Genomic DNA, 17,812 nt, shown 5'->3' on the forward strand with positions numbered 1-17,812 from the left:
CCTTTGAATAAACTTTTGAAAAGATTCGGTCTACTTGTACCGTATCTTTGAAATAGACTATTCATACAGAGGAAGTGATGGCTGGATTCAATACCATAGTTAACCCTGCAACTCGCTTGATGGCAAGTTTGCAATATAAAACCAAAATGGCAGTTGTTTTTGGCCTGTTGTTATTACCTTTAAGCCTCAGCTTGTTTTTTCTCAATGGTGTGCTCAATCACTCGATTTCCGTCAGTGATATGCAGCGACAAGGGCTCACATTCTACCCTCAAATGTTAGGAAACATTCTAGATGGTGATAGTGCGAATAACACCAGCCTACTTAAGCAAGCCAAATTACCTTCGTTCAGCGCGCCAAATGCCAGTGCACTTGAGCAGCTTTCAATAGCCTCTCAGCTCGCGGTTGACGATGATCTTGGCCGTAATTATCTCAATCGTACATTGGTAGAGTCTACTCCTCAGTTAATCGCACAAATTAATCAAATTGAAGTGCAAGCACGACGCGTGATCAGCAGAGGAAGCTTTACTCCTGACAGTTTTATCGCTCTATCTAACTTACATAAAGGCTTGCCTGCGGTAATAAAGCAGTTTTCAGGAACGCTAAACATCGCGATGAATCATAATAAACAACTAAAAAAACAATTAAATCAATCTCTAGCAGATCTCAATGCTAGCTTGTCAAACTATCAAAGTGCGGTTAAAACAGGGCTACTTGATCCAGACGAGTTAGCGCTATCACAATCGCAATTCAATCGACATTATCAGCAAGCTAGTCAAACTATTAAGCAGTTTGTTAACATAGCCACTCCCACGTTGGCAGCATTAGTTGCTGAAAAGCAAAGCCAACAACAATGGATCAGAAACACTGTAGCGATTGCATCTATCCTTGCGCTATTGCTGGCTATTTATCTTATGATTGGTTTTTACTTATCTGTCATCGGAACCATTACCACTTTCTCAAAAGCGGCACAAAGTGCAGCAAGTGGAGATTTGAGTGTTAAAGCTAAGACGATAGGCTCTGATGAATTAAGCCAAATTATTGATCAATTTAACGCGGTTTTAGACGCTTTTATATCGCTACTTGGTAACGTCAAGCTCACGAGCAACGAACTACAACAAGCAACGAAAACACTCAATCAAATAAGCCAAGACACCGAAAAAGATGTGGCGCAGCAAGAGAGTAAGATCCAATCGATTCACCACTCACTTGAAAATATGGCACAGTCCGCACGCTCAGTGGAAGATGCTGCATTTAATGCAACTGAATTGGCATCAGTTGCCGCTCAGCACGTCAAGCAAAGTAGTATCAATACCACAACGCTTGCGGGACAAATGACAGAGTTACAGACAGAGTTTCAACAAAGCCGGGCATCATTAGATAAGCTTGCCGAAGATACGCAAAATATCAGTCAAGTAAGTTCTGCGATTAGAGAAATTGCGGAGCAGACTAATTTACTGGCGCTAAATGCTGCAATAGAAGCCGCACGAGCTGGTGAGCAAGGTCGCGGGTTTGCGGTAGTTGCAGATGAAGTCCGTACCCTAGCGCAAAGAACTCAGCAGCAGACGGAAGAAATACACAATATAATCCAGTCCTTGCAAGCGGCCTCTAAAGATACCCAAAATAAAATGCGCAGCAGTGAAGAGAATATGGCACAGAGCGTCACCGCTGCCAATGAAACAAATAATGTGTTACAGCATGCAGAGCAAAGTATGCGTGATATTGACGAGCAAGGAAAACTCATTAGTCAACTTGTTCAGCAGCAAACACAGGCGACCGAACATGCACTCAGTGGCTCTCAAGATATCAACAATTTAGCGCAGCACACATTAGGTTCAGCTAGAGCAACACAAGCTGACGCTAAAAAACTCGGTACCCTATCGCAAACCCTAAATAGGGAAATTGACAAATTTAGAACGTAATAGCATTTAGCCGTAATCATTACTCAATATGTGGGAGTAAAGCAGAAGCGATTGGCTTGTACCAAACCAATCGCTTTTTTGACTTATAGATTATCTATAGACTCAGTATATTAAACAAAGGTTAGGATTAGCACCTAGGTCTTGGCTCAAACATACTCGATCGAATAGGCAACTGCACAACAGGGCCACAACTAGGAGGTGATTGTTTACCTGTTTTAGGGTTAATGAATGCCCAACGGATTGAATCAGGGCGTTCATCCACAATAGCTTGAGGGTTAAGTGGTTTGAGGTAACGAATGTAAAGTTCGAGTGCACCTTGACTTCCTGTCAGCCCCGTTGGTTTATTATCATCTCTTCCTATCCAAGTCACTGTCACTGTATTTTGGTCAAACCCTGCAAACCAACTATCGCGTAAATCATTACTCGTCCCTGTTTTACCTGCTAGCTGGATAGAAGGGAAATGTAAGTTTAAACGCTTAGCTGTTCCCTTCTTCGTCACCCTTTTTAGTCCGTACTTCGTCATATACACAGCTTCTGGGTCTAATATTTGCTGTTTTTTCACTCTATGGTCGTAAAGCAATTTACCGATTGAATCCGTGATTGCCATAACACTTGTTAATTCACTATGTTTGCCATCAGCCGCAATCGTTGTATAGGCTTGTGCCACATCTAAGCTAGATAATTCCAATGCCCCTAACAGTAACGATGGATAAAGCGTGATAGACTTATCGACCCCAAGCTCATTTAATGTTTGTGCTACGCGGTTTACTCCGACATCCAAGCCTAAGTTCACAGCAGGAATATTAATACTATTACTAAAAGCATCAAACATAGGGACTTTGCCTCTAAATTTATGGTCAAAGTTTTCTGGCGACCACACTTTACCTGAGCCATCTGTCACTTCCAGCGGGTTATCATCCAATAGCATACCTAAGTGATAATTTGGATTAGCTAATGCACTCAAATAAATAGCAGGTTTTACTAATGAGCCTATGTTTCGCTCTGTATCCAGCACCCGATTAAACCCTGAAAACTTTAATTGCCTACCGGCAACTAGTGCTGACACGCCAGCCTTTTCAACGTTAACAGATAACATTGCGGTCTCTAGATCTTCAGTTTTAAAGCGGCGTTCTAAATATGGTAATCCCTTTTTAACCGCTTCCTCCATTGCCGTTTGTTTTTGTAAATCTAGATACGTGAATATTCTCAGTCCGGAGTCAATCAGGCTATCATCAGGAACTAGCTGTTTCAGCTCGCGGTTAACCAACTCTAGATATCCAGGATACGACTGTAAACGACTGGCTTTTAAAGGCTCAACATCAATCGGTCGCGCCAATGCTACGCGATATTCAGGCGTTGTAATTAAGCCGTTTTCTACCATTAATCGTAACACTAGGTCACGTCTTTCCATCACCCGTTCAGGGTAACGTCTGGGATTATAAAAAGAAGGACCTTTGACCATTGCAATGAGCATTGCAATCTGGTCGAACTCTAATTCATCTACAGGCTTTGCAAAATAAAACTCTGCCGCTAACCCCATGCCATGCACGCCTTGGTTATACGCTTGACCTAAAAACACTTCATTTAAATAGGCTTCCAGAATTTCATCTTTACTGTAGCGAAAGTCCAAAATTAACGCGATAAATGCCTCATTCACTTTACGAATCAGTGTACGCTCACGAGTAAGATAAAAGTTTTTTGCCAACTGCTGAGTTAACGTACTTCCACCTTGCACCGTGCGCCCTGCTTTTATATTGGTATAGAGCGCACGCAAAATCGACAGCACAGAAACGCCGTGATGGTCATAAAAGTTTCTATCTTCCACCACTAACAATGTTTCTTTGAGAATATTGGGAAACTTATCAAAAGGTACAAACTCTCTATCTTGGCGAGTTTCGTTACCAATACGTGCTATTTGCACAGGCTCAAGGCGAGCAGCGGATAAACGTCGTCCCTGATTATCAACAATACTTGCAAGCTTTTTACTAGCAAAATTTAGGGTAAAAATACGCGCATTTTCAGGCCCATCATAAAATTCAAATGCTCGACGGTGAATGGTGATAGTGCGACCTTGTACCGTATATTGACCGGTACGGCTAATACGATTTACACGGGAGTAGTTAAGCCGTTTTAACTCCCATAATACCTCTTTTTCATTCAAGTATTGATCAGGAAAAAACTGCATTGCTCTGGCATACACTTGAACCGGCAGTTCCCATTTATTTCCTTCAAATTGCCTGCTTATTTTTGCATCTAGATAGATAACATACATTGCCACGACAAATATCATCGCTACAGTGCCTTTCCACACAAAAGACCATGTCGCGCTTAATATTTTACGCTTAACTTTTTGCATCTTAGTGCTAGCAGGTTGGGTCTTTTTTTTTACGTGAAGTGCTCGCTTTGACGTTTGATTTTTTGGTCGGTGTTGTTTTCTTTTTGTCCGTCATGACCCAAATAAAACTGAAAAGTGAATTGCAAGATAGTAGAGTAACCTAAATTAACAACTGCTGAAAGCACAATCACGGTGAATAAGAAAAGTGAGCCCACTGGACTCACTTTATTTAGACAACGAGAACTCTAAGAGCGGCTTATCTGTTCACTGACTTTGTCTTATATTAAGCAAACCATTGTAAACATAAAATAAACCACTCCTCACATATTGACCTAGAGCCAATAAGTATTACTGTCCGCGAACTGTCACGAACTCTGGGTAGGCATCTACGCCGCAGTCATGTTGATCCATTCCGCTCAGCTCTTCCTCTTCGCCAACTCGGATCCCCATACTTGCCTTAAGTACACTCCACACAATGTAGGATGTGATAAACACAAAGCCAAGAATCGTCACAAGTCCAACCGCTTGACCTTGAAATGTGGCGTCTGAGTTTGAAAATGGCACCATCATCACTCCTAATGCTCCACAAACACCGTGCACTGAAATTGCTCCTACTGGGTCATCAATTTTAGCCTTATCTAGCGCAATAATACTAAATACCACAAGTGCTCCGCCAAGCGCACCAAGGATAAGAGCCAGTACCGGTGTCGGTGAAGCAGGCTCTGCGGTAATCGTTACTAAGCCAGCTAATGCACCGTTTAGCACCATTGTTAAATCTGCTTTACCCCACATCATTTTACATACTAATAAAGCCGCCACCGCCCCCGCAGCGGCTGCGGCATTGGTATTGAGCATAATTTGACTTACTGCAATGGCATTTTCCTTATCTGCCAAAAATAATTGTGAGCCGCCATTAAAGCCAAACCACCCCATCCACAAAATAAACGTACCAAGTGTGGCTAGTGGCATATTTGAGCCAGGAATAGGATAAACCTCGCCATTTTTACCATACTTGCCTTTACGTGCACCGAGTAATAATACTCCTGCTAAGGCCGCAGCGGCGCCAGCGCCATGCACAATGGCAGAACCTGCAAAATCCACAAATCCAAGCTCAGATAAAAATCCTCCACCCCAAGTCCAATACCCTTCAAGAGGATAAATAAAGCCGGTAAGCACAACACAAAACGCTAAAAATGCCCACAATTTCATTCGCTCAGCTACCGCACCAGAAACAATAGACATCGCGGTAGCCACAAAGACAACTTGAAAGAAAAAGTCAGACTGCAACGCATGATCCGCATCAGTAGCGGCGCTTCCGATTAACGCGCCAATACTTGGCAGGACACCACCCTCAGCGTTATCAACATACATAATGTTATAACCAATAAGCAGATACATAGTACAAGCTATCGCGTAAAGCGCGACGTTTTTGGTTAGTATCTCAGTGGTGTTTTTGGAACGAACAAGTCCAGCTTCTAGCATGGCAAAACCTGCTGCCATCCACATCACCAGCACACCCGAAATTAAAAAATAAAAAGTATTTAATGAGAATTTGAGTTCTATAATTGTATTTTCCATCGTTAGGATCCCCTTAAATCGCTTCTTCATCAAGTTCGCCGGTACGGATCCGAACGATTTGGTCTAAGTCATATACAAAGATTTTTCCATCACCAATTTTGCCAGTGAAAGCTGCCTTTGTTACTGTCTCTACTACACGTTCTGCATTTTCAGCCAAGGTCGCAATTTCTATTTTTATTTTCGGTATAAAATCGACCTGATACTCAGCACCGCGATATAACTCGGTGTGACCACGTTGACGTCCAAAGCCTTTGACATCAACAACCGTCATCCCTTCAATCCCCAAGTCGGCCAACGCTTCGCGCACTTCGTCGAGTTTAAATGGTTTTATTATTGCACTTATCATTTTCATACTAAGTCCCCTTAGGACAGTTGATCCTGTTACATGCTGTAATCCAACCTTTATGCCAAATTTTTTATTCCTTAATTAACAATGAATTAATACTGAACCGCACTTTTTACGCATAAAAAATGCACCATCTAGGTGCATTGTTATTAAGTCTGAACTGGGTTGGTGCAAAACTCTATACTAAAGCAATATTAATGCGCAATAACACAATTTCGCTGCTTATCTTTAGCTTGATATAGCGCTTTATCGGCTTTACGCATCACCTCACTCAGCGTATTTGATTGACACGCCGCCATACCTATACTGATAGTGCATCGGTATTTCCCCTGCACAATCGTAAACGTTTGTTTAGCTAAACGCTCTCGGAAATCTTCTAACATTTGCTTTGCTCGATTAAGATCTGAGCTTGGGATCAATAGCGCAAACTCTTCACCGCCAATTCGAGCGACTATGTAACGCCCAAAAGCACTGCGTAATAAGTCAGCGACCTGTTTAAGTACTTCATCGCCACTTTCATGGCCATATTGGTCATTAATCGACTTAAAGTGATCGAGGTCGAGTAAAGCAAGAATATGCTGGTTGGGTTTATTTTTTATTAGGCGCTCAGCGTGTTGGCAAAAGTATCGGCGATTGTACAACCCTGTCAGATAGTCTCTGTGCGCATACTCTTTGATTTCCGCAATCAAATTAAGCTGCTCCATTGTTTGCATAATTCGACAATGGAACTCCTCACTCATAAATGGTTTCGCCAAAAAGTCATTTGCACCGTATTTGATAAACTTTGCCGACAGCCCATGACTGCCTGCCCCAGATAAACCAATAATGGCAAGTTCATCTCGACCGCGACTATTTCGCACCGACTTTACCAACTCAAAGCCGTCCATTGTTGGCATCGCAAAGTCAGTAAGTAGTAACTTAATATCGTGATCTCCGAGCAGCATTTCCAATGCTTCAGCACCATCTTGTGCTTCTAGTACAGTAAAAAGCTGCTTTTCTAACATCTGCTTCATAACTACACGACTAATCACTGAATCATCGGCGATTAGTGCTTTGCACCCTTGGTTTCTTAACAGGCGAGATGCAAGCTTGACTGCGTATAGATAAGAATCGCGGTTGTCTTTGATGACATAATCTACCACCCCCATCTCAAGCATTTGCTGGCGACTATATTCATCAATTTTCGATGTTAACACCACCGTTGGGATCTGATGACTGAGCGTAAGCTGCACAACTTCTGCGTCCATCGCATCGGGCAGCGTTAAATCTACCAGCGCCAATGTATATTCATGCTGGCTCAAAAAGGCCTTACTTTCCTTGAGTGACCAAGCAAAATCAATTGCGACATCAAGATATTGAGCGGCAAGGTGTCGTAATACCTGCTGTACGACCTTACTGTCTTCAACAATTAGAATTCTTTGCATGGATTGAGATCTCTTAAGTACAACGAGAAGCGCAGTGAAACAAGAATTTAACGAGGCTAAATACTTTATTACTACATAATTAAGTATTAAATATACGCGAATCTAGGACTAAAAAAAACCAGCAGCAGACAAATTTGTTACATAATAATAAATGAGTTGAGAACAGTTATCTTCAAACTAGCTGTTTTTTTACTCTGTTTGTCTCAATGACTTTGAATTTCACCTAAAATACTTTTTTAATGCCGCAATACCTTACCGTTTTATTGAGGAAGCCATGAACAAAATACTGTCATTTGTGTTTTTAAGTTGTGCTTTGTTTTCATTGCCTAGCATAGCTGAACAACACAACCGCACCATTGAGATAGATCATAAAATCACAACAGAACACCGCGTTGAAATTAAAGGCAAGCGTATAAACTATACGGCAACAACGGGGACGCAGCCGGTGTGGAATGAAAAAGGTGAAGCAATCGCCACACTACATTACACCTACTACCAGCGTAAAAATATAAAAGAAGTAAGCGAACGTCCACTATTAATTTCTTTCAACGGTGGTCCGGGCTCTGCGTCTGTATGGATGCACATCGCTTATACTGGACCAAGAGTATTAAAAATAGATGACGAAGGTTATCCGCAACAACCGTACGGTTTAAAAGATAATCCGTATTCTGTTTTAGATGTCGCAGACATTGTATATGTCAATCCGGTCAATACTGGCTATTCCCGGGTTCTTAAAAATGCTGAAGGTAAATATCCCAGTAAACCAGAACAAACAAAAATGTTTTTTGGAATAAACGCCGATATAAAATATTTAGCGGAGTGGCTAAATACCTTCATTCATCGTAATGAGCGCATGTTATCACCTAAGTATTTAATTGGTGAAAGCTATGGTACCACGCGTGTTGCAGGACTCGCACACGCTATGCAAAACAAGCAGTGGTTATATTTAAACGGCGTTATTCTGGTATCTCCAACCGACATTGGGCTCAAGCGTCAAGGCCCAGTAAAAGTTGCTAACCGTTTACCCTATTACGCAGCTGCTGCGTGGTATCATAAGGCCCTGCCAACCGAACTTCAAAGTAAAGACCTACCTGAGGTGCTAGCAGAAGTAGAAGCATATACTATCGACAAATACCTCCCAGCACTCGCCAAAGGAGCATTTATCAGCGAACAGGAAAAACAAAGTGTTATCAAAACTGTTGCTAAATATAGCGGCTTAAATGAGCGTTTCGTTGCTCAAAATAATCTCGACATTCCTACTGCTGCATTTTGGAAAGAGCTATTGCGCGACCGCGGTCGCACTATAGGTAGACTAGACTCTCGCTATCTCGGTATTGATAAAAGAGATGCAGGATCCCGCCCTGACTATTGGCCTGAGCTTACATCTTGGTTGCACTCATTTACACCGGCAATTAATCACTATTTTGCGACTGAACTCAATTATAAAACAGATGTAAAGTACAATATGTTTGGTGCGGTTCATCCTTGGGATAATAGCGACAATAATGTCGGTGAGCAGCTCAGATTAGCCATGGCACAAAACCCTTACCTCCATGTACTTACTCAGTCTGGCTACTACGATGGTGCGACTAATTACTTTGATGCTAAATATAATATGTGGCAACTAGATCCTAGCGGGAAGATGCGAGACAGGTTAACCTTCAAAGGTTACCGCTCTGGACATATGATGTACCTACGTCACGAAGACTTAGAAGCATCCAATGAAGATCTCCGCCGCTTCATTCAAAACACCATACCAAAAGTGGGACAGTCAGCACTTTACTAATCTTCATTAAGTAGTGGCTGCAAATGTGGCCACTATTTTAGGCTCTGCCCTGTATAAATACCTATCAAACTGCTACAAAAACAAACTTGAAAGATCAACAGGCCCTAATAATAAAAATTTCCTTTTATCTTTCTACAGTTACCTATAATCTAGATATACTTAATACTATCTATTTACAACTTAGGCACGCACCATGAACGAGCAGTTTAAAGTCGTCTTCGTTGGCATGGCCGACGGTAAAGATCAGCAAAGTGCTGCGGCGATCCTCGCTGAAAGGTTAAAAACCTCGCCATCGAAAATTCAGCAGTTTTATGCTGGAAAAGCTTTATTTGCCCCCAGTGATAAAACCAAAGCACTCAAACAGATCAAACTATTAGCCAGTGTCGGGATCACTGCCAAGCTGCACGCTCATTCCTCTGCTGCCGTATCAAATCCAGATCAGGAGAGAGTTTTTGAAGCGCTTGACTACATTACAAGTAGCCTAATAAGAATTGAAGAGCGCTTAGAAGACATAGAGCAGCGCCTCGCTCCTACTCAACAACATGAAGCCACAGATAAAGAAGAAGATGACTGGGAGTCTACTGATCTGTTCGACGAGCTCGAGTACGAGCCTGCACCACCAGCGAAATCAAAAACTTGGCTTTATTATCTACTCGCGGTGCTGATTATTTTATTTATTTTGCTTGGTATCAGCTTATTTTTCCCTGAATTGCTTGCAATAGAATGAGTAAATCTAATAACAACATTAATAATTCTCAACTTACTAGGGGTGAGTTGAGAAAAACCATTAGAAAACGTAGAAACTCGCTATCTTCAATAGAGCAATCTGTTGCAGCTACACAATTAAATATCAATTTTTTTCAACATGTAAACTTACCAAATAACGCCCGTATAGGTGTCTATTTACAAAATGATGGAGAACTAGACACATCCCTTTTAATTCAATCACTTTGGTCTAAAAAACATCAAGTTTACCTACCTATAATACACCCATTTAACCACACTAACTTACTCTTTCAGAAGTATGAAAAAAACTCACCCATGAAGACAAATCGCTATGCTATCTTGGAGCCTAAGCTAGATTGCTCAGCCGTGGCGCCTCTTGCATCGTTAGATTTACTATTGATGCCGTTAGTCGCTTTTGATGAGCATGGAAACCGCTTAGGTATGGGTGGTGGATATTATGATAGAACATTGGCGTTACATTATGCTGAGCAGCGAGATAAGCCAACCTTGATGGGGCTGGCTCATGACTGTCAGCGCGTTTTAAGCTTACCGACCGAAGCTTGGGATATCCCACTGCCAACTATTCTTACACCAACCCGCTTATATACCTGGCCGGAACAATAATAGAGTGCAACAAGTTAAGCGCGATTAGCGCTGCTTTTGACCATGACGCTACCACTTTGATTGAGTTATACTCTGTGCAACTTCAATAACAACTAAGTGTAGCGTTATGACTCAAGATGAAATGAAAAAAGCCGCAGCGTGGGCAGCCTTAAACTACGTAGAAGAAAATACGATTGTTGGGGTTGGAACAGGTTCCACCGTTAACCACTTTATTGATGCGTTAGGAAGCATCAAAGACAATATCAAGGGGGCGGTTTCCAGTTCTGAAGCATCGACGGAAAAACTAAAAGCACTTGGCATTGAAGTCTTTGAGCTAAACGATGTGTCAGAACTTGCAGTATATGTCGATGGCGCAGATGAGATAAACAGTCAAAACGAGATGATAAAAGGCGGTGGTGCGGCACTCACACGTGAAAAAATTGTCGCTGCCGTCGCTAAAAAGTTTGTTTGTATTGTTGATAACACCAAACATGTCGACACTTTGGGCGCTTTTCCGTTGCCAGTTGAAGTGATCCCGATGGCACGCAGTTATGTAGCGAGAGAATTACTTAAGCTTGGCGGCGACCCTGTGTACCGCCAAGGTGTCACTACAGATAACGGCAACGTTATTTTAGATGTACACGGCCTAGAAATTAGCGCAGCAAAAGCGCTTGAAGAAAAAATTAACCAGATTGTTGGCGTTGTCACCAATGGCTTATTTGCCTCACGTGGCGCTGACGTTGTTATAACAGGCACCGAAGAAGGGCCTAAAATCAACTAGTGAGATTACAGATGAGCAAGGTTTCGTTATCAAAGGATAAAATTCGAATTTTGTTGTTAGAAGGTGTGCACCAAAGTGCGGTAGAAACACTAAAGCGCAACGGCTACAGCAATATAGACTATGTCAAAACATCCTTACCGGAGCCTGAGCTTATCGAGCGGATCAAAGACGCCCACTTTGTCGGGATCCGCTCTCGTACACACTTAACAGAAACCGTGTTAGCGCAAGCTGAAAAGCTAGTTGCGATTGGGTGCTTTTGTATCGGTACCAACCAAGTTGACTTAAATGCTGCAAAACAGCGCGGTATCGCTGTGTTCAATGCGCCATTTTCTAATACTCGCTCGGTTGCAGAGCTGGTGTTGGGTGAAATCTTGTTATTACTTCGCCGTATTCCTGAGCGCAATGCCAAAGCACACCGTGGTGAATGGGATAAGTCGGCCGATGGCTCCTTCGAAGCTCGCGGAAAAACACTGGGTATTATTGGTTATGGCCATATCGGTACTCAGCTTGGCATAATGGCTGAAAATATCGGCATGAATGTCGAGTTCTACGATATTGAGGATAAACTTACCCTAGGAAATGCAACCCAGCTCCCAACTCTGACGCAATTATTACAGCGTGCTGATGTGGTTAGTTTACATGTACCAGAAACGCCACAAACGAAAAACCTCATCGGTATGGCTGAAATCGAAGTCATGAAACAAGGTGCAATTCTGATCAACGCTTCTCGTGGTACTGTTGTTGATATTGACGCCTTAGCAGAGGCATTAGCGGGTAAAAAGCTATCCGGCGCGGCAATAGATGTCTTCCCAGTAGAGCCTAAGTCGAACAACGAAGAGTTTGTCTCACCACTGCGTGAATTTGACAATGTACTACTGACCCCACATGTTGGTGGCTCAACCCAAGAAGCACAAGAAAATATCGGTGTAGAAGTAGCTGGCAAGCTCACAAAATACTCTGATAATGGCTCAACAGTCACCGCCGTGAACTTCCCTGAAGTATCATTACCTGAGCTATCGAACAGAAGCCGTTTACTGCATGTGCATGTCAACCGCCCTGGTGTGCTGACTCAAATTAACCAAGCATTTGCTCAGCATGGTATCAACATCGCCGCGCAGTATCTGCAAACAGACGAGTCGATCGGTTATGTTGTCATCGATGTCGATAGCGACCATTCAGAAGTTGCGTTGAAAGAGCTGAGCGCAGTAGAAGGTACGCTAAGAGCTCGTATTCTTCACTAAACCCAACAGTGTGAGGGTAAACCTCAGGCATAAAAAAACCAGTCACTGTAAAAGCGACTGGTTTTTTGTATCAGTCTGGCTTAAGCCATGAAATCAACACCTTCTTTGATGTCTTTTTCAAGTGTCGCTAGCATGTCGTCTTTTGCTTTTTGCTCAAACGCACTTAGCTCACCGTAAGGAAGTAACTTCTCTACACCGTTTTTGCCAAGGATAACTGGCTGAGCGAAGAATGTAGCATCGCCTGTGTTACCTTCAACATAGGCGTATTCTAACACTTCTTCACCTTGCAGGCCTTTCACTAGCGAGAAACAGAAACGTGCTGCTGCTGCACCCATAGACAATGTCGCTGAGCCGCCACCAGCTTTTGCTTCAACCACTTCAGTACCTGCGTTTTGAATGCGAGTAGTAAGTGAAGCAACTTCTTCGTCAGTAAACTCAACACCTTCAACTTGAGAAAGAAGAGGCAGAATTGTAGTACCTGAGTGACCACCAATTACTGGGATCTTAACTTCAGAAACATCTAGACCTTTTAGCTCTGCGATAAAAGTTTCAGCGCGGATAACGTCAAGCGTTGTTACACCGAATACACGAGCTGGATCATAAGTTCCTGCTTTTTTGAATACTTCAGCAACGATTGGTACCGTGCCATTTACTGGGTTTGTAATGATACCGACAAGTGCTTTAGGGCAGTTTTTAACAATACCTTCAGCAAGCGTTTTGATGATACCAGCATTTACATTGAATAGATCAGCACGGTCCATACCCGGCTTACGCGGCATACCAGCAGGGATAAGCACTACGTCAGCACCAGCTAGTGCTGGGTCTAGGTCATCTTTACCATAACCTGCAACAGTTACCGCAGTTGGGATGTGAGATAAGTCAACTGCAACACCAGGTACAACAGGTGCAACGTCATAAAGCGCTAACTCAGAGCCAGCTGGTAGACCATTTTTAAGCAATAAAGATAGAGCTTGACCGATACCGCCAGCGGCACCTAATACAGCAACTTTCATGTGAATTCTCCATAATTTGAAGGTGGAATTGAGTGTGCAGTAAAGATAATGAAAAGCGCAGGTAAACACAAATATATCACGGCTATTTTCAAGATTTTTTGACTAATGTCTTAAGTAAAAGTGTAAAGATCGCGACACTTTGTGCGCCAATGCTTTACGACAGCGATTTTGGTCGCGCAAATTTGGGGATCCTTACGGTTTTGTGTAGAATTTAAAAATTAGCCGTAAAAGAAGATAAACTATGCAGCCGCAAGAAAAACAAGAAGCACTTATCAAAGCATTTAAAGCGATTCTAAAAGAAGAAAACTTTGGCTCTCAAGGTGAAATTGTTGATGCGCTCAAACAACAAGGGTTTGACAATGTTAGTCAAAGTAAAGTCTCCCGTATGCTTAGCAAGTTTGGCGCTGTAAGAACCCGTAATGCAAAGCAGGAAATGGTTTATTGTTTACCAGCTGAGATGAGCGTGCCCACGGCAAAAAGCCCACTACGCCAACTAGTCGTAGACATTATGCACAATGAAATGATGATCATTATTCGCACCAGCCCAGGAGCTGCCCAGCTAATCGCGCGATTATTGGACTCTCTTGGCACAGCAGATGGTGTACTAGGTACCATAGCCGGTGACGATACTATTTTTATTGCACCAGCTAAAATATCAGAAATAGACGTGACCCTAGATAAAGTAAAGACACTATTTGATAACGTATAATACTTCGCCGCGCTGGTATCACAACTGGCGCGATTTCCCCGCCTCAGCTTATTGCACACAGCTAAACAAATGGGTTAAAACAACAGCAAATATTTAGTTGACATAATATGTCTCATTGTGGCAACTTTAGATACACAGGGTGACTATTTCTCACCTTACAAGAGGGACAGCTTGTTTTATACCAATTATCTATTGAGTATTATCAGCAACACAGCATATCGATTATCCCTCGTTCAGCTATAATGCAATGCGCTGTCAAGTCGTGAAAGCAAAAACCCATGAACACGCAGCCTTTTCTAATTATTTGCTGAGCACAAAGTAAATACGAGGAGTTAAGGAGCGCAAATGGAATTTTTAAATACAGCATTTACTTTTCCTACGATCATTTTTTCAACCTTACTATTGATCGTCATCTTATTTTGGATAATAGCTCTGCTGGGCTTGGTAGATCTCGATATTTTAGAGAGTGATGTTGATATTGAAGCGAACACTGCTTCAAGTAGCTCGTATTGGCAACTCGCATTTGGTGGAGTGCCACTGAGTATCTCACTGAGCATTATTATATCGCTTGGCTGGATTATCAGTTTATATACTCAGCAGCTTTTTGCTTATTTGCTCGGTAATGGTATTTCCTATTATTTGATAGGTACAGTATTCATGCTCGCCAGCCTTATCGTAGCTTTACCACTTACCGCGCTGTTGGTAAGGCCTTTACGACGCTTTTTTGAAAGCCAAGAAACCACTTCAAAACATGCGCTGGTTGGACTTGAGTGTACCATCGCCACGTCACGCGTAAGTAGCACCTTTGGTCAAGCCAGAGTATATATTCAGGGTACTGAACAACTGATTGAGATCCGTTCAGACGAAGACAATACCTTCACCATAGGAGACAGTGCGTTACTTATTGACCATGACATCACGACCCATAGCTACACGGTTGCAGCTAAACCTTGGTAATTGCCCACTTACTCTGCTCAATTAGTGACAGAGTAGAACACACAATTAACTCGTATCTGAAGTAAAAATAAAGTGCTTGTTAAATCGGACTCAACAGCCTTTTTATCTAGCCAACAGCTTTACACAGAGCGTACTTAGTCACCTATCTATTTGCAGCAGGAACATAACTATCAATGCAATGGGTGAAACATACAAAACAACGGAATTAAAACACGAGCCACTACTTCTGGTTCAAACTATATAGCGCAAAGCAGGAACAAGCATGGAATTTCTAAATAACCTCGGACCGGTACTCGCAATCGCGGGAATAGCCATTGTAATCATATTCGCCATTTTACTTTTAATAGGTAAATTCTACCGTAAGGTTGAGCAGGGTCAGGCATTAATCATCAACAAAATGAAAAATGAGCCTGATGTTACTACCACAGGCGGTGTTGTATTACCCGTGATCCACAAAATGGAAGTGATGGATATTTCAACTAATCGCATGGTATTAGAGCGCCGTGATAACAGCGGCCTCATCTGTAAAGACAATATCCGTGCCGATATTGCCATTACCTTTTATATCCGCGTCAACGAAAATAAAGAAGACATTCTACGTGTTGCAAAGCAAGTAGGTTGCGCTCGCGCATCAGCACCAGAAACCTTGCAAGCACTGTTTGAGGCCAAATTCTCAGAAGCCTTGAAAACAGTAGGTAAACGTATGAACTTTGAGGAGTTGTTTACTCACCGTAATGAATTCCGTGATGCAATTAAAGAGGTGATTGGCCAGGATTTATCGGGCTATACATTAGAAGATGTCGCGATTGATTACCTTGAGCAAACTTCTATTGATAAACTAGATCCAAATAACATCCTCGACGCTGAAGGTATTCGTCGTATTACCGAAAAAACCTCTAGGCAAAACGTTGAAACCAATCAGCTTAAATGTGATGAGAAAGCGCAGATCGACAATCAAAACCAAGCTGCATTCGAAAAAGCCGCAGAAGTTGAGCGTCAAAGAGAAGATGCAAGCGCAAAACAACGTCGTGAAATTGAATCGGTGCGTGCAAGAGAAGCTGCTGAAGCGGAGCGCGTGAAACATGAAGAACGCTTAAAAGCCGAAGAGGCTCGTTTAAAAGCCGATGAAGCAATCGCGATTGCTGAGCATAACAAACAACGTGAAATCGACGTAGCGGAGCAAAACCGCCTTCGCTTGCTTGCCATTGAAGAAGAGAAAGTGGCACGCTCACGAGAAATTGAAATCATCGAACGCGAGCGCGAAACCGAAATTTTACGTATTCAAAAAGCCAAAGCTCTTGAGGTTGAGCAAAAAGAAATTGCTGACGTTCAGCGTGAACGCGTTGCTGTCGAGAAGACCGTCGCAGAAGAGCAAGAGCGTATCAAAGATGTACAGTGTATTGCTGATGCTGAGCGTCAAAAGCAAGCCAAAATTATTCTTGCGCAAGCAGAGGCCGAAGAAGCTCTAGTGAAAGATATTGAAGCGGCAAAGGCCAAAGAGCAAGCAGCTGAGTTTAAAGCCCGTGAAATGGAAAAAATGGCTTCAGCAGAGCTACGTATTGCAAATCAGACAGCTGAGTCGAAGAAGATATTGGCAGAAGCTTCGCAAGTTGAAGCAGCAGCATCAGGGCTTGCTGAAGCCGATATTATCAAAGCGAAAGCAACCGCTAATGCACTGCAAGGTGAAACAGAAGCACAAGTACTAAGACAAAGACTTGAAGCTGAAGCACAAGGCAAGCGTGACATTGGTATGGCAGAAGCCGAAGTGCAGACAGCCATGGCTGACGCCATTGAAAAACAAGGTGAGGCGGAAGCCATCAATCTTGAACGCAGAATGTCAGCTGAGGCAAAGGGTCTCACAGAAAAGCTTGAAGCGCTTAACAAGATGGATAACGATGCTCGTGAATACGAAGCCTTCACACTGCAACTAAATCAGCAAAAAGAACTGACACTGGCGAATATCGAGGCAAATAAACAAGTTTCAGCAAGCCAAGCAGATGTGTTAGGCAAAGCACTAAGCGGTGCTGATATTAACTTTATGGGTGGCGACGGTCAGTTCTTTAACCAGTTCATGAATGCGATTACCGTAGGTAAGTCTATCGATGGCTTAGTTGGGGAAAGCAAGACTGTGCAAACTGTATTCAAAGATCACTTAAATGGTGAGCGCAACCTAATGGATGATCTAAAAGGGGTGCTAGCAGGTGCCAATGCGTCTTCTGAAACACTAAAGAACATCAACATGAGTAAGTTTTTCCAACAACTGAGCAGCAGCTCAGATGCGGATAAACAGCAGTTACTCAAGTTACTTGGTGGTTCATTAAATGCCAGTAAACAAAACGAACCTGTAGAGTAATCAAGCAAAGGGGCCAAAATCTTGGCTCCTTCCCCATTTGC

At 42.6% G+C, this 17,812-nt stretch carries 13 protein-coding genes and 1 pseudogene; 9 read left to right on the forward strand and 5 right to left on the reverse strand.

The annotated features are described in order from the left end of the window. Nucleotides 1-77: 77 nt before the first annotated feature. On the forward strand, nucleotides 78-1,919 hold the full coding sequence (locus tag D9603_RS01135) for a methyl-accepting chemotaxis protein (protein WP_128729736.1): 1,842 nt from the start codon (nucleotides 78-80) through the stop codon (nucleotides 1,917-1,919). Nucleotides 1,920-2,046: 127 nt separating this feature from the next. On the opposite strand, the pseudogene mrcB reads toward D9603_RS01135, so the two are convergent. The 4 genes and pseudogenes from mrcB to D9603_RS01155 all read right to left on the reverse strand — a co-directional run bounded on the left by mrcB (nucleotide 2,047) and on the right by D9603_RS01155 (nucleotide 7,602). After that, nucleotides 2,047-4,369: pseudogene (gene mrcB, locus D9603_RS01140) on the reverse strand (penicillin-binding protein 1B). A gap of 233 nt (nucleotides 4,370-4,602) precedes the next feature. Further along, a complete protein-coding gene (locus D9603_RS01145; RefSeq protein WP_128729737.1) occupies nucleotides 4,603-5,832 on the reverse strand; it encodes an ammonium transporter in 1,230 nt (409 codons plus the stop codon). A 13-nt stretch (nucleotides 5,833-5,845) separates the two neighbouring features. After that, nucleotides 5,846-6,184, reverse strand: coding sequence for a P-II family nitrogen regulator (locus D9603_RS01150; RefSeq protein ID WP_125250959.1), 339 nt, complete (start codon nucleotides 6,182-6,184; stop codon nucleotides 5,846-5,848). Between the two features lie 188 nt (nucleotides 6,185-6,372). After that, on the reverse strand, nucleotides 6,373-7,602 hold the full coding sequence (locus tag D9603_RS01155; protein WP_128729738.1) for a diguanylate cyclase: 1,230 nt from the start codon (nucleotides 7,600-7,602) through the stop codon (nucleotides 6,373-6,375). 274 nt (nucleotides 7,603-7,876) lie between these two features. Here D9603_RS01155 and D9603_RS01160 point away from each other — a divergent pair, with 274 nt between their 5' ends. From D9603_RS01160 to serA, 5 genes are all read left to right on the forward strand, one after another. Next, nucleotides 7,877-9,388, forward strand: coding sequence for a carboxypeptidase (locus D9603_RS01160; protein WP_128729739.1), 1,512 nt, complete (start codon nucleotides 7,877-7,879; stop codon nucleotides 9,386-9,388). 193 nt (nucleotides 9,389-9,581) lie between these two features. After that, nucleotides 9,582-10,115 carry a hypothetical protein gene (locus tag D9603_RS01165; RefSeq protein WP_128729740.1) on the forward strand — a complete coding sequence of 178 codons (534 nt, stop codon included), beginning with the start codon at nucleotides 9,582-9,584 and terminating at the stop codon, nucleotides 10,113-10,115. Next, on the forward strand, nucleotides 10,112-10,738 hold the full coding sequence (locus tag D9603_RS01170; RefSeq protein ID WP_128729741.1) for a 5-formyltetrahydrofolate cyclo-ligase: 627 nt from the start codon (nucleotides 10,112-10,114) through the stop codon (nucleotides 10,736-10,738). Before D9603_RS01165 ends, D9603_RS01170 begins: the two co-directional genes overlap by 4 nt. A gap of 106 nt (nucleotides 10,739-10,844) precedes the next feature. Next, complete coding sequence (gene rpiA / locus D9603_RS01175; protein ID WP_125250964.1) at nucleotides 10,845-11,498, forward strand: ribose-5-phosphate isomerase RpiA; 654 nt, start codon at nucleotides 10,845-10,847, stop codon at nucleotides 11,496-11,498. 11 nt (nucleotides 11,499-11,509) lie between these two features. After that, a complete protein-coding gene (serA, locus tag D9603_RS01180; RefSeq protein ID WP_125250965.1) occupies nucleotides 11,510-12,739 on the forward strand; it encodes a phosphoglycerate dehydrogenase in 1,230 nt (409 codons plus the stop codon). An 80-nt stretch (nucleotides 12,740-12,819) separates the two neighbouring features. Here serA and mdh read toward each other — a convergent pair whose 3' ends face one another. Further along, on the reverse strand, nucleotides 12,820-13,752 hold the full coding sequence (gene mdh, locus D9603_RS01185) for a malate dehydrogenase (protein WP_125250966.1): 933 nt from the start codon (nucleotides 13,750-13,752) through the stop codon (nucleotides 12,820-12,822). Between the two features lie 241 nt (nucleotides 13,753-13,993). Here mdh and argR point away from each other — a divergent pair, with 241 nt between their 5' ends. The 3 genes from argR (at nucleotide 13,994) to D9603_RS01200 (ending at nucleotide 17,771) form a co-directional block, all read left to right on the forward strand. Beyond that, nucleotides 13,994-14,461, forward strand: coding sequence for a transcriptional regulator ArgR (gene argR / locus D9603_RS01190; protein WP_125250967.1), 468 nt, complete (start codon nucleotides 13,994-13,996; stop codon nucleotides 14,459-14,461). 345 nt (nucleotides 14,462-14,806) lie between these two features. Next, the gene (locus D9603_RS01195) at nucleotides 14,807-15,418 is read left to right on the forward strand and encodes an OB-fold-containig protein (protein ID WP_128729742.1); all 612 of its coding nucleotides are present in this window, start codon (nucleotides 14,807-14,809) and stop codon (nucleotides 15,416-15,418) included. Nucleotides 15,419-15,680: 262 nt separating this feature from the next. Then, nucleotides 15,681-17,771: a hypothetical protein gene (locus D9603_RS01200; protein ID WP_128729743.1), complete on the forward strand. Its 2,091-nt coding sequence runs from the start codon at nucleotides 15,681-15,683 to the stop codon at nucleotides 17,769-17,771. Nucleotides 17,772-17,812: the final 41 nt, after the last annotated feature.

This window comes from Pseudoalteromonas sp. PS5, from assembly GCF_004103255.1.
GTDB lineage: Bacteria > Pseudomonadota > Gammaproteobacteria > Enterobacterales > Alteromonadaceae > Pseudoalteromonas > Pseudoalteromonas peptidolytica.